Below are 14,232 nucleotides of genomic sequence, written 5' to 3'. Positions count from 1 at the left end.
GCTCTTTTGCTCCTATCAATCTGTCTCATATCATTTTAGTAAGTTCGCTTTAAATTTCTAACCTTAAAATATTCTTTAGAGTTGTCCCTCATAAATATCCTTGTAAATATGGTCTCACCTAAACATACATAGTCGCATTATAACAAAAAAAGCCGTTCCCAAGGAACGACCCTAATACAAACCGTATTTAACTTTAACGATTGATTACATGTTTAGCTCATCTACAATGTTTCTTTTTAGCTGAGCAGTGATTCCGCACCATCGATCACAATCTCTGCACCTGTAATATGCTTTGATTCTGCTGAAGCTAAGAAAGCGACCAGATCGGCAACATGTTCCGGCTGACCCGGTCCATCTGCAAGTGGCTGTTGCCCTTCTGGGAACTCAATAGGAATGACAATCTGCTGCAAATCATCGGTTTTGACCGTACTCTGATCAATATTGGTTGCAATTGCACCCGGGCAAATGACATTTACACGAATCTTAAATTTAGCGAGTTCCAAGGCAGCCATCTTGGCAAAAGCCACTTGTCCCGCTTTGGACGTACTATAAGCCGACATTCCAAAGCTTGAGAAACGCTGATTTCCATTAATGGAACTCGTAATAATAATGCTGCCTCCGCTACGTTTCTTCAGATGTGGTAATGCATATTTAATGGTGAAGAACGTGCCATCCAGATTCGTTGTAATGATCTGTTGCCAATCCTCAACCTGAATTTCTTCAATAGGTGCAGATACACCGTTAATGCCAGCGTTGGCAAATACGATATCCAGACCTCCAAATAATTCAACGGTCTCCAGAACAGCCTTTTCCACACGGGATGCGTCAGAAATATCGACATCGAATGCTCGCGCTGCACCTTTGTAGACTGAATTAATCTCATCTTCTGTCTTCGAAATGCGATCATTGACCAGATCAAATAAGGCAACGTGAGCCCCTTCGCTAGCAAGCTTAAGCGCTGTAGCTTTTCCAATCCCTGAACCTGCTCCCGTAATAATGGCGACCTTGCCAGCGAAGCGTGATTTACCGTTATGTTGTGTCATTATCTATTCCACTCCTTTTTCTCAGCAATTATGTAAGAATGTACGTGTTGCTTCATAATGATCATGAAGCATATTCTTCACAAGATTACCCAAAAAGAGCGTCTTTTAAATCAAGCATGACCTATTTTTTTACATATCAGCATGCAGAAATAAATCATGTTACACAACGATCCTTCTGCATTCGTTCATCTCGTTACCATTCCAGTTCTATGAAAGCGGCATCATCTTCAAGCCCTCCGGTATGTCTGGAATCAAGCAACACTTGAATATGCTCATCAGGAATATAGGCTTGTATCGCATCAAGATCATTCAGACCGTCCGTATAGAGCTGTAGGCGAACCTTTTCACTCCCAGACATCTTGGCCTCGAAAATATGCGGTTTGCCGCCAACTGTCCCTTCACGTGTAGACCAACGTTCATTGGTACGGCAGTATTTCTGAAAAGTAGCCGATTGCTCTTGTCCGTTTCGCCACAGACGAATACGCGAATCCCCTTGCCAGGCAATCCAGACACGACTCCTTCTGGAACCACCAGACAGTATGATTTGACCACACACATACATAGCCTGACTACCCCTGCTTCGTTTCTCCATTAACACTTCACGTAGAAGCAATGGCGAATTATCGAGGGGCTGCAATTTCTCTAACTGCTCCGATGCAGGGATCGTGAGATCTTGAAGAAGCTTCTCGATCCCCTCTGCACTCGGCACAGATGTGGTTTCCAACCAATCGAGTAGGGAATTACCTAGAAACCTTGCAGCGAAATCACCTAAGTAACTCATACCCACTCCATCGCATAAAACAAAGTTACATACATTACCGTTCATACGAACAGCAGCAAAATCTTGACCTGTATCTCCTTGATTCACGGTTTCAGCCGCTCTCCCATATCCATAACGGCATTGAAGAACACCTTGATATCGGGTTAACGGCTGTTCTCCCGTCTGAACACTCACATAACGAAAGTCGCCGCGCCTCTGCTTCGCTTGCACTCTCTGATCTCCTTCGGGCAGTGTTGCCAAACGCATCGTCCTCAAATGAAACCCCCTCCTATCTAACAGGCGTAGCAGCGGACATCTGAAAGCCGATGGATACCAGTTCTGCACACGTACCTGGAAGCATCATCAACGCACCAGGGGCAAGCAGATAATCGGCTTCAACTAGCATCTCACGGTAACTCTCTGGCAACACGGAAGACATATTCCGTAGCTTCTCCCCATGTTCATCCTGCAGCACCGTTTCTGAAGAGATCCCTTTCCAACGTCTTGGCTCCGAGATCGGAGTTTCCAGCAAGTGATCGGATATGAAGATATTCTCCACCAGCACATTGCCATCTGGAACACTCATGCCCATGATTCGTTTAGCGATCGGCTCGGGATCTTCACCTGTAGCCACGCCATCTGTCATATGGCAAACGAGCGGTGCTGGACAGTCCTGCATATTAGGAATCTCAGCCTGAAGAATCTTCTCCGCTTGTAGAAAAGCTTTGGCCGAATCCGAGAACCGCTTAGGTGTAAGGTCAGGCAACGAACCAACGGCAGCAATTTCGTCGATTCCTTTAATGCCGTTAAGCAAGTCATACACATCATCACTGTACGCAAGGATGGCAATACGGTAACGAGGTGTCAATCGATTGCCTTTGGTCGAACGAAAGACCATTTGGCGGATGGCTAGAGCCAATGCATCATAGACCACATCAATCCGTCTACGATTTTCCAGAACCATGTTCATGGAGGCGCTAATATCAATTAAATAGATAATCAATGCAGGTGTGCGCTGGGATGCTTGAATTGTATAGTTCATCTGGGATGAGGTCACCTCCGTCGTTGTTCACATTTATAATTACAGGTTCGGTAGCTTATAATCGCTGTTGCTGAGGAACTTGTTAATCGCGCTCATACGCGCTGCCACTTTACCTACCCCTTTGAAGTAGGCAGCATCGGTATTATAGAGATTTTTGAAATCCCGAGCATACGATAGAGCATTATCCGTCTTTTTACCAATTTGTGCGTTATATGCTTTGTTGTAGTGTGCAATCAGTGTGACTACGTTCTGTGCACGTTTTTTCTTAAGCGCAGCTTTTTGGGCAGCCTCCTGTTTGCGCTGAGCTTCAGCTGCGGCTTTACGTGCAGCTTCTTGCTTGGCAGCTAGAGCCTCCTGCTCTTTTTTCCAAGCCAGATAAGCTTCATACTTCGCTTGTTTATCATATTTCTCCTGCTGTGCCTTACGCTCAGCTTCTTTTTTCTGTTGCTCCTGCTTCGCAAGATACGCTTCGTACTTGGCCTGTTTATCATACTTGGCTTGGAGCGCCTTACGCTCTTCTTCCTTCTTCTTGGCTTCAGCAAGTTGCTTCTCTGCTTCCTCCTGCTTTTTCTTCTCATCAGCCGCTAGTTTTGCTGCAGCAGCTTCTTGTTGTTTTTTCTCTTCTTCCTGTTGCTTGAGCGCTGCAGCCTTTGCAGCCTCGGCATCTTCTGCCGCCTTAATCTCTGCGAGTCTAGCTGCCTCCTGTTGCTCCTGTTGTTTTACCTCTGCTTGATCAGCCAATATTTTGACCGTTGGTACAGAGCCCGCCAGCAATACAATGAGCACAGCCGAAGAGATCATGAATTTTTTGGATCTATAAAAAGGGAGCCGAACAGGCTGTCCTTCGTCATCATTAGGATTCAAACGTTCATCCAACTCTTTGATTGCTGCCGCGACCTCGATCTGCATGGCACTGTTGTTCGGTATAAAGTGGTGCAATGAACGATACACCTCGAGTGCAGCCGCAGGCTTACCCTCTTCTTCCAATGCTCGTGCCTGAAGAAATAAACGTTGAACCACTGCTTCTTGACCAGGTGGCGGAGTCGATGCTTCTGAATTTTGGTCAGAGTCTCCGTCAGATGCCAATGTGCCACTTATGCCACCTGCCACTGTTGTCTCTTGATCATTTGGCAAATGAGATTGATCAGCAGCATCTTCCTCCGCAACGATAGGTATAGCAGGTACTTGGTTTGCGTCTAGAGCAGCTAGTGCGACATACCATTCTCCGAATGTGGGACAACTGCTAAGATCATGACTTTCCCATGCTCTGACGAATAGATCCGCCATTTTGGAGCCCCAACGCTTATTCAACGAGTCTCGCATAGCGTAATAACGCTCACTGACTGTCTGCATCTCATGTTGATCAAAATAACTTTCGCCCCATGCCTTCTCGACAATTATCGGATCAGACCAGCTTAGCATCTCTGCAATAATAACAGCTCCAGCAAAGCGATCCGCATATGAGCTCCACAATCCACTATGCACTGTCCGATGTGCTGCATAACCAGGTGAACCTGCCAAGAGCGCATCCGGACGATCCATCTTGGAGCTGTACATCTGTTCTACGTCAACAAGCTCAACGGCTGATCCTCCCAGGTTCTCCACTTCGGAAAAAAACGGAATCATCACATTGGGTGCGGACAAATCGCAATGAGCAAGCCCACGCTGCTCCATGGCCGAACCTGTTCCTGCTAGTGCTCTAGCTAACTTCAGACTTTCCTCTGCGGTTAGCTCTTTCTGATCGCTGATCACATCAAACCAGGTCAGACCTTGCACCCACGGCATCAATACCGCGTACAACAAATCAGGATGTTCTCCAATGAGCGCTCCGTTTCTTTCCGGAGTGAGCACATCACGCTTGCATACTTGCAAACCTGGCAGTTCACTATAAGGCTCCATATGCTCAGACTGATAGACCATGGCTGGAATACGGAATTTTGGAAAAAACACTTTTAGTGCTTTGGCCCCATGAATAGAACCATTACGGGGAATCAATTGGTAGACAATCCCTTGCCTTCCGGCTTGTGCATAAGCCAAACCTGGCGCAGCAGGATGCTGTCCAATCGTATAGGCTATATCATTGATTACAACTTCATCCCCGGGATTCGGTTGAAAAGACATGCTCATCCCTCTCTCTATCATTTCTGTCATAGTGCAACAAAAACCGGGAGTCGTAAAACGCCCGGTTTTTGTTGCAGTTTCACATCTTCAACTAGCTGCCTGCATATATTCAGGGCGAACTCAGACAACGTTTCGGCCTGATCTATGTATAGCAGATTAGCGAGTTTGGTCAGCCGTACGGAATTTGTTAGCAATGGCTGTCAGTTCCGCACTAATGCTATTAAGCGTTTGAACGAAAGATTGCATTTGTTTGCTTGCTTCTTGGAATTCTTGGAAGAAGCGTTGCTTCGTCATACCTTCCCATTGTCCTTCCATGCTAGTGATGGATTGAGTCAATGTAGATACGATTTGCTGACTTTGCTCACCGCTTTGTTTAAATTGGTTGGAAACCTGATCAAGCTGTTCTGGGGTAACTAAAATACGTCCTGCCATGTGTAAATTCCTCCTTGGTTTGTGCAATTAAATTTTTGCTTGTTCAAATTGTACTATACCAAGATCGATCGGACAAAAGCCGAAGGACCTACTCCTATTTACCCCATTTTCAGGCAATGAAACTTCCCCTAACAGACTATTCACATAAACAATTCACTTTCTACTGTGCTGTTCTCGGGACTCTTTATCCTGCGAGCCTAAGAAACAACAGGTTCGGTTCCTCTCCTTCCTCGAAAGGAAGGATCTGTGAATCTCCATGCTACAGGTTCAGGCTGCATAGCCTGAATTAATGTCGCTGGGGAACCAGCTGGTGGAGCGGCATCCTGTACACGATACACTGCCGCTACCGCGGAAAGGGGATCGGATACAATAGCAGTAGTTGCGGAATGATCGGGTAAGATCTCTCCTGCATGATTGTTCTCAAGCACATGGAGCATATTAACCGCATTGCTGTAAGTTGTGTTCACATGACCCAGCACCGTGCGGTACTCCAAATCAACCTGTTGGAATACCACGGCCTTGCGTCCCAATTGCACGCTCAAGTCCATGAAACGACGCACTGCATCTTCGCCGACCCGCTTACTGTGGTTCCATTCACTCATCACAGCAGCACGAGCTTCAACTTCCCAGTCTAACGAATGAATTGCCTGATCCAATACTGTCATCTTTTGCTGTATTTGCTCCGCCGCATACTGAATCTGCCTGCTCAGTGCCCGAAGCACATCCGGTTCCACACGAATGCGCATTTACCATCACCTTTCCTCTTCCCCTGCAGGCTGTTTAAGCCAGTCCAGCAGCATCTCGTGAAACTGTTCTCTAGTCGTCAGTGCTGCAACAAGCCAATCATCTGAAGCGGCTGTGCTCATACGGAATAACCAATTCGAAATCGAGCTAACGGTAAACGCCGCTGACTGTGAATTCCATTCATCTCCGTTCCACACAAGCAAACGCAGCTCTCCATCTGATTCCTTGTTTACCAAACAGCGTGCCAGGGCAAGTGATCCATCCGAATCATTCGTCTCCTGCGCTAGCTCATCTGCCACTGCCTGAACTTCCTTGCCATTTAACTCATTCAAGACTTCATAGAATTTTTTCTTAGAGCACATAAGAGCTGGCTTCTCATCAGGAGAATGGCCACTCCACTTCATTCTTTCGATCAGACAATCAATGGCTTCACGAACATTCCCCAGATCCGATAACCGGAATGAATCCGGTTCGTCCACAACGCGCGACACTTCGACGACGCGCTCGTCCGTGCAATGAATATAACTTTCACAGGACTTGCCACTCGACGTGTAGCGAATCCAACAAGCTCTGTCAGACAATCCGGCAATGGCCACTCTGGAGAATACGGTCGGTGTCATGATCAGTTCATTGCTGTTCTGATCCTGAATTAGATATCCTTTGTCGAGCAAGGAGGTTTTGACGCGCTCCCACTCCAAAGCAATGTCTTCCGCCATATACCCGCGGAAAGGATCTTCAACGCCAAGCAATCGGTCTGAGCCTAGAATACCAGCCAGAAAAAAAAGTTCTTTTATTTGCAAAGTGACTACCTTTTGCTTGGAATCATGAACCGTCAACATTATGAGCCACCTCCCCTCAAACTACAACATGCCATCGGTCACGAATTTCAAAAATCCAATCATTCATTTTCCAGTTGTCATCACATGGAACTGCACCTTTAACCCTGGAATATTTACGTTTTACATAATAACCTTGACCTGGTGGCAGTACCTTCAGCCCAGCCGAACTACCTCCAGACTCGGAATAAGGAATACGAAAGAACGAGAGATCGTTAGGGTCTAAAGTCCCGAACAACAATCCGCTTTGGGAAGCTTTTACATCACTTACCCAATCAGATCCAAAGGTCGGGAAGTCAGCAGGAACACCAGACAAGATAACATGAATCCCCCGATCCCTACCTTGACGAACAATTACACCTAATTGATCCTTCACGTTGAAATCATTTAATTGTTTGGATAATGTTTCTGCATCATCAATGGTGAGCACGATTTCCGGGCCACCGGCAATCTCGCCTCGCTTCAGTACTTCATCGTACAACTGTTGGATCACTGGCGCAAGCTGATCTTCCCGTGATACGTGTCCCCGGACATGGGGCAAACTGCTGATCTCACCCAGTCCGCCAGAACCATAGCGCATATCCACGGTGTATATTTGAACTACTTCTGGAGAAGCATGATACGCCAATGATAACATCCAAGTCAACAAAAATGTTGTTTTTCCACCTTCCATCGGACTCGTTACCATAAAGTGTGGCCCCTCACGCAGGTTTAAAAGGAATGGCTCCAAATCATCTGTGAGCAACCCTACAGGAACCGTTACAGAGGACTCATTCACTTGCCCATACGTACCTGTTCGAATAAGAACATCTTTCAGTTTCACTTCTTCCGGAAGTGGAGCAATCTGAGGCGCTTGCTCTCCTGTCCACGCTTCTCTAATCTCAGCAATCGTGCGGCGCAGCTCAGATGAACGCTTCCCTTCATCTGCACCTGACGACGGTAAGGCTGCCTGGAACATCAGTGGTGGAACTTGTCCCTTCACGAGCCCTCTTCCTGGCGGAAGCTGACTTGGCGCTTTAGAAGGTCTTCCGACTGCATAATAATAGTCACTCGGATCAGATAGTTCAAAAGATACTGCATTGGGTATGTTACTTCTAAATTTCTCAAAAATATCAGTGACTCGATTAGCCGTGAGTACAAAAGTAATGCCTAGACTTCCACCTTCACGAAGAATCGTCTCTAACAATTCATTTTCCTCTGGATATGCATTTCGGAAAGAAAGATATCCGTCAATCACAACAATGACCTGAGGCACAGCTTCATGAGCTGTCCGACGGTAAGCCGAGATCGTTTTGACACCAGCTTCTGAGATCATGTCTTTACGCTGTGCAGACAACTTCAATATATATCGGAACAATCGTTTGATCCGATCTTCCTCTTCGGCCATCATCACACCACCGACCTGTGGAAGACCAGCAAAGTCCTTCATCATGCGACCCATATCAATAATGTATCCATGCCATGATTCTGTACGTTCAGATCTAGCAAGTGACATGAGCATGGTTTGTACAAATGTAGTTTTGCCCAGTCCAGGCATACCGTACACGACGAGATGGCCTTGATCAATCGGAAGTGCTAGAGGCTCTTGGCGTTGGTTCGGTAGATCATCGAGCAAACCTACGAGTGGTTTCAACCCGCTAGCGCCACCATCCAGCAGCACTTCCCTATTCTTCTCTTCCTGCCAGTCGGTAAGGCTATCCCATTCCAATGTTTCAGGCAATGGTGGCAACCAAGGCCCTGGCAGACGATCAATTCCAGCTTCTTCCGCGGCTTGAGCAACATAATCGATAAAGACCTGAAGCTGTTTAGGGACATCGTCTCCTTTGAGCACAGCTCTGCGTTCACCAGTCAGCAGAGGCTCCCGCTTCCCGTTCAAACGCACTTCCATGACGGGCAATACGGAGGTTTTATCTTCTTGCTGATTATAAGGTGCACCGCTCCAAGCAAACTGCATCTCTTCAAATACTTCATCACTGCCGACTTGGAAATACCCTCGACCCGGCTTCGTAATCCATGCCGCATTTGGAATCTTAATCATATCTCGGCTGTCTCCTTCGCTTTGAACGCGAAGACAGATGCGGAAACGGGAGTTACTCCAGATTTTGTCATCGACAACACCAGCCGGCTTCTGAGTTGCCAAGATCAGATGCACCCCGAGCGTCCGGCCAATAGCTGCAATACTAATCAATTCATCCATGAATTCTGGCTGATCGCGTTTCAACTGAGCAAATTCATCGATGATAATCACGAGATGGGGCAATGGCTGTTCATGCCTTGAACGTAAAATTTTGTAATATTCATCGATATGTTGCAGATTGCCTGCATCATTTAATATCTTCTGTCTTCTAACCAGCTCGGCTCGAAGTGAAATATTCGCACGTTCAATCAGATTTCCATCTAGATTGGTAATTGTGCCCACGACGTGTGGTAAGCCTACAAACGTATTGGACATCCCGCCACCCTTGTAGTCAATCAACATAAAAGCAAGGTCGTGCGGGTGAAATTCAGCCGCAAGCGATGCAACAATGGACTGAATGACTTCACTTTTCCCCGATCCGGTGGTTCCTGCAATTAGACCATGCGGCCCGTGACCCTGACGTTCAATTTTGTCATGCAGGTTAATGGCTATTTTCTTGCCACCCGCACGCACACCCATAGGGACAGGCAGCGTATCTGGATATCGAGTTTGGCTCCAGCGTGATACAACATCCAGATCCTCCACGCGTGATGTGCTTAACATATCGAACAATGGAAGCACCTGTGGAATATCCGAAGCGGAAGAACGCTTCAAACGGATCGGAGACATGTAACGCGACAACGCCTCTGCAGATTCTTTAGAGATTACGTCTGGCGTGTACGTTTGCTGAACGACATCGGCATCCTCCGTTTTTTTGATATAGACACCCTTGCCTTTGGAAGCTTCCATAATAAGCTGACAGTGCATCGGAAGAGATTCCTTCCGATTGGCTAATATAATCGTGCACACATCGATCTCTTGAGCCGATTCCAACAGAAGCGGCAACAGTGGCTCTTCTTCAATTAATTGTGTTTCTGACAAAATGACCACATAACAAGGCGTTTGTACCGTTTTTTTGTAACGGTCCTCCTTGTTGTTCCGCCGCCGGTTTAACACGGAAAACAAGCTGTCCGCCAATTGATGCGCACCGCTGTGCCTGTCGGCCATATACCGCTGTCCCTGATCTTCATCCCAAATATGGGGAAGCCAGCGCAACCATTCCCATTCCTTGCTTTCTTTTTCTTCATAAAAAGCAGCAATTTTGAGCTCATCTGGAGAATGGCGCACGGTAAGTTGTGAAACGATCACACGCAGTGAAGTCAGCACTTCCTCACGATTCCCTACCAACCCCATGACTTTCGATTGGAATAACGGTAGAGTAATTGATGCATCGGGTACAGTCTCAAATTCAGAAGCAAGCTCGTGAGCAGCCTCTATTAATTCATCCTTTTCATATCCATCTGGACGTGGAACCTGAAGCTTAATCCGAAAAGGAATTTCCCCTGTACCAATCCGCACCTGCATAAAGTCATCATCTTCTGGCGAACGTTCCCACAAGGAACTATTTCTGTTTTTTACCACTTGTAGACAAACACCCGGATCGCCGTGAATTTCATACAAACTCTTCACTTGTTCCGCTTGAGCTTCCTTCAGCTCTTCACGATGCTTGTCCAACTGAGCACGGTACATCGCCTTACGTTCTTCAATCTTTTTGCGATAATTCTTCTTGTTACTTAAATATACAAAGAATGGAATCGTATACGAAGTTAACATCATCATAACGGTCATCATCTGAAACATCATAAAGCTAGGGTTACTAAATTTACCTGTTAGATTAATATATACATAGAAGCCGATGCTCACCATCGTCATCATAATGGGAATAACGATGGATATGATTGAGAATGTAGGTTTGCTAGGTTCAGCAGGAGGCCTCAAAATTTCGAGCTTATCTTCCTTAAGAACCGGCGTCATTCTTGGAGAACGCTGATATAACACATTCACGAAGAGAAGACCTCCTTAATAGTACGTGTTCAAAATCAAAAGCGAACCTTTTGAACAACCTTTTTAATTGTTGATAATATGATATATACGTTCTGAATCGTCATTCGTTGCTGTCCTGTTGGAACAGTGAGCGTCTTCCGTATACCGGCGCTTCTTCTAACGTCGTTGAGAACGCACGTTGAACTCGCACACAGCTACCCTGTCTTAGCCCCGTTTCCATTAGTTGCTGACTATTCTGCGGTGAGAACCACAGCCCCTCTGGAAACTTAGCCTCAAGGATATATTGAATGCCATCCCCAGGCGCCTGTCCAAATATACGGACGCCAAGCAATGTTTTCAAATGTTCAATCGTACATTCATCCGGGACTTCAATGTCGAACCATTCGCCTTCCTCCCGGCCGGAACACACGGTAAGAATCATCAAATCCCTCCCATAGTCTCATATGTAAATTGTCCTAATGTCAGATTAAATCAAAAAAAAGCGGATGAAACACGGTTTCAACCCTTATTTTCTTACATAACCCCTTTGTTTGCAATGTACTATCTGTAATTTTGTTACATATGACCCACGTTTATATTAAAATATCGTCCCATGGTCTCAGAACTTTGGAGGCAGACTTACGTTTTCAATTTGCGAGGATGCGAAAAACGCTTGTTTTCTACCATTTAAATGGGAATAACACTTCAGTACCTATCCATTTTTTCCTTCGCCCACAATTGAATTGTGAACACTTTTCAAACATTCATCACCTTTATGTTTTCATAAGCTGATTTTAAGGTAATTTTAAGCATTGGTATTTAATATTACCTGTATGAAATAACTCCCGTGAGGTGATTTCAAGTGAGAACACTAATAACTTTTCAAAACAAATCAATCCCTGTATATTTCAATCAAGAAAACAAACAACCTGTGCAAAAGACATTAAGATTGCTTAGCAGTGCTCTAGAGCACAAAATTAGCAACGGTAAACGAGCTTTACAAAAATGTTTGCACTCTTTGATTAGTATTGAGATTGTTAATGGAGAAGCCATTCTCCACAGTCGCAGTGAAAATGACTCTCTGGCCTTGTCTTTATATTAAGTCGAGTCCACGTGAATTCATCTATAATGAGATGCTGCGTCACTCGTTCTATACGAACTATAAGAAAAAGGAAGCTGCCACTAAGGACAAGCTTCCTTTTTTTATGTTGAAGCACAATCTGATCTATTGGTTAATTTACTCGGCTCACGCTATAGCCGATCTCACTACCTTCTGCAACCTCCGCTTTATGAATTCGAATGACAAACAATCGAACTAAGTTAGCCCGTGTATGTTCTTCTTGACATGAATTCAGTTTCCTCAGAATAAAACGGTCAATGGACATGAAATTCAAGCCCCTTTACCTTGGATTTTACGGATCTGTTCTTCCGTGTATCCATAAATAACCATATCCAGACTTCCCCAAACCCATTTTCACCGTTTTTTTTCACATGCTTTTTAGGGTATGTAAAAACGTGCAAAAGCCCGTCCTTAAAGGTAAAAACGGGCTTTTGCTTGTTATTGTCGATTTCACACGAACAAGGTCTCATCCTGCAATCGATTTCTGTTCTGTAGACCTTTAGTCGACATCACTCACACCAGGGTACGTCCGATATTGATGCTGTAAACTTATCCAGCGGGTGCGCGTGAACTTCTCAATCGCCCAGTCGCCGCCGAATCGGCCAATGCCTGAAGACTTCTCCCCACCAAACATAACATGAGCCTCGTCGTTTACGGACTGGTCATTAACATGAACCATGCCTGATTCGATGCGTTTAGCCACTTGATAACCTCGCTCCAGATTCGTCGTAAATACCGAACCACTCAAGCCGTAAGGCGTATCATTGGCTAACCGGACAGCTTCAGCCTCATCTTCTGCACGCATTAAGACAGCAACCGGACCAAACAACTCCTGTTGCACAATCTCCTGCTCAGGCTTCACGTCAGCCAGCACGGTAGGCTGTAACACACTGCCTTTGCTTGATCCACCAAGCAACAACCGGGCTCCCGCATCTTCTGCGTTCTTCACAAGTTCAAGCAGTCGTTCTACTTCTTTTTCACGAATAAGCGGCCCCACCAGTGTATTGGAATCTGCTGGATCCCCCGCTTGGATTTGTTTTGCTTTCGCAACAAATGCATCTACAAAGGAATCATAGATATCGGTATGAATGATAATACGGTTCAGCGCCATACAAATCTGCCCTTGATGCAGAAACTTCCCAAATACTGCGGCATCTGCCGCTCGTTCAATATCCGCATCCTCCAGCACAACCATCGCATTGTTACCGCCTAATTCCAGCGCCGTTTCTTTCAGATGCTCGCCAGCTAATTTACCAATGCCTTGCCCGACTTCTGTCGATCCTGTAAATGAAATGACTTTTGGGATTGGATGAGCAACGAAGTAGTCTCCAATCTCGCTTCCGCTTCCTGCAACGACATGCAACACACCTTTTGGCAATCCGGCTTGATCAAACAGATCTGCGATTAGCCAGCCTGCGGTAATGGGTGTATCAGAAGCCGGCTTAATCACAACACCATTACCTAGCGCAATGGCAGGTGCAACTGAACGCAAGCATAGATGTAGCGGAAAATTCCACGGCCCAATCACCCCAATTACCCCTTTGGGCTCACGCACAACTCGGTTCTCTTTGCCTGCTGTATTAGAAGGTAGTATCTCCCCCTTCATTCGATAAGGGAAAGATGCCGATTCGTCTACAATGCGCTTGGCCGCAGCGAACTCCGCTTCAGCTTTGATCCGAGTACTCCCGGATTCAGTAATGAGCAACTGGATAATTTCATCTTTGCGCTCAAGCATCAGCATGGATACCTTGCGCAGAATTTCTTCTTTTTGACTAGGTAATGTCTGACTCCATTCCACTGACCCCTTTTCGGCAGCTTCATATGCACGATCGATGTCTTCTCTATTCGATGACCGCCAAGTGGCGATAACTTCTCCTGTATACGGATTGATATTCTCCATGGTTTTCTCACCGGAGCCTTCAATCCATTCGCCATTAATATATTGTTTAGTCCATGTTTGCTTCGTGTCCATTAAAGTCATCTGAATACGCCTCCTAATCAAGAATTCATGTCTACTTATGATGCAGTGTAGTACATCATTAACCTTGTTAAGGATTACGCAAACGTTAATTTAGACCTCTCTGACCTATACAGGACAATTCGTGCGAGTTCATACCTCGTCCGTAAAACCTCG

12 protein-coding genes are annotated in these 14,232 nt (G+C 45.8%); 2 read left to right on the top strand and 10 right to left on the bottom strand.

Going from position 1 to position 14,232, the window contains the following annotated elements:
* Positions 1–236 precede the first annotated feature (236 nt).
* From V6W81_RS11690 to V6W81_RS11650, 9 genes are all read right to left on the bottom strand, one after another.
* Positions 237–1,043 carry an SDR family oxidoreductase gene (locus V6W81_RS11690; protein ID WP_338543312.1) on the bottom strand — a complete coding sequence of 269 codons (807 nt, stop codon included), beginning with the start codon at positions 1,041–1,043 and terminating at the stop codon, positions 237–239.
* A 193-nt stretch (positions 1,044–1,236) separates the two neighbouring features.
* Positions 1,237–2,070 carry a protein phosphatase 2C domain-containing protein gene (locus V6W81_RS11685; RefSeq protein ID WP_260985319.1) on the bottom strand — a complete coding sequence of 278 codons (834 nt, stop codon included), beginning with the start codon at positions 2,068–2,070 and terminating at the stop codon, positions 1,237–1,239.
* A gap of 22 nt (positions 2,071–2,092) precedes the next feature.
* The gene (locus tag V6W81_RS11680) at positions 2,093–2,845 is read right to left on the bottom strand and encodes a vWA domain-containing protein (protein ID WP_056700796.1); all 753 of its coding nucleotides are present in this window, start codon (positions 2,843–2,845) and stop codon (positions 2,093–2,095) included.
* Between the two features lie 39 nt (positions 2,846–2,884).
* The gene (locus V6W81_RS11675) at positions 2,885–4,966 is read right to left on the bottom strand and encodes a hypothetical protein (protein WP_338543310.1); all 2,082 of its coding nucleotides are present in this window, start codon (positions 4,964–4,966) and stop codon (positions 2,885–2,887) included.
* A gap of 156 nt (positions 4,967–5,122) precedes the next feature.
* Entirely contained in the window at positions 5,123–5,398 is a 276-nt protein-coding gene (locus tag V6W81_RS11670) for a WXG100 family type VII secretion target (protein WP_056700792.1), read from the bottom strand.
* Between the two features lie 197 nt (positions 5,399–5,595).
* The gene (locus tag V6W81_RS11665; protein ID WP_338543309.1) at positions 5,596–6,144 is read right to left on the bottom strand and encodes a WXG100 family type VII secretion target; all 549 of its coding nucleotides are present in this window, start codon (positions 6,142–6,144) and stop codon (positions 5,596–5,598) included.
* A 6-nt stretch (positions 6,145–6,150) separates the two neighbouring features.
* Positions 6,151–6,981: a hypothetical protein gene (locus V6W81_RS11660; protein ID WP_145046453.1), complete on the bottom strand. Its 831-nt coding sequence runs from the start codon at positions 6,979–6,981 to the stop codon at positions 6,151–6,153.
* 16 nt (positions 6,982–6,997) lie between these two features.
* A complete protein-coding gene (gene essC / locus V6W81_RS11655) occupies positions 6,998–10,999 on the bottom strand; it encodes a type VII secretion protein EssC (RefSeq protein WP_338543308.1) in 4,002 nt (1,333 codons plus the stop codon).
* 100 nt (positions 11,000–11,099) lie between these two features.
* Entirely contained in the window at positions 11,100–11,420 is a 321-nt protein-coding gene (locus V6W81_RS11650; protein ID WP_338543306.1) for a hypothetical protein, read from the bottom strand.
* Between the two features lie 420 nt (positions 11,421–11,840).
* Between V6W81_RS11650 and V6W81_RS11645 the strand changes: the two genes are divergently transcribed.
* Positions 11,841–12,080: a hypothetical protein gene (locus tag V6W81_RS11645; protein ID WP_082560509.1), complete on the top strand. Its 240-nt coding sequence runs from the start codon at positions 11,841–11,843 to the stop codon at positions 12,078–12,080.
* Positions 12,019–12,297, top strand: a complete 279-nt coding sequence (locus V6W81_RS11640; RefSeq protein ID WP_338544086.1) for a hypothetical protein — start codon at positions 12,019–12,021, stop codon at positions 12,295–12,297. The genes V6W81_RS11645 and V6W81_RS11640 overlap by 62 nt, the downstream gene beginning before the upstream one ends.
* A 300-nt stretch (positions 12,298–12,597) precedes the next feature.
* On the opposite strand, the gene V6W81_RS11635 is transcribed toward V6W81_RS11640, so the two are convergent.
* Positions 12,598–14,079 (bottom strand): aldehyde dehydrogenase family protein, encoded by a 1,482-nt coding sequence (locus V6W81_RS11635; RefSeq protein ID WP_338543303.1) that lies wholly within the window; start codon positions 14,077–14,079, stop codon positions 12,598–12,600.
* Positions 14,080–14,232 lie beyond the last annotated feature (153 nt).

The sequence above is a fragment of the Paenibacillus tundrae genome, from assembly GCF_036884255.1.
Classification (GTDB): Bacteria; Bacillota; Bacilli; order Paenibacillales; family Paenibacillaceae; genus Paenibacillus.
The sequence above is the reverse complement of the archived record's forward strand: the minus strand, read 5'-3'. Positions and strand labels throughout refer to the sequence as shown.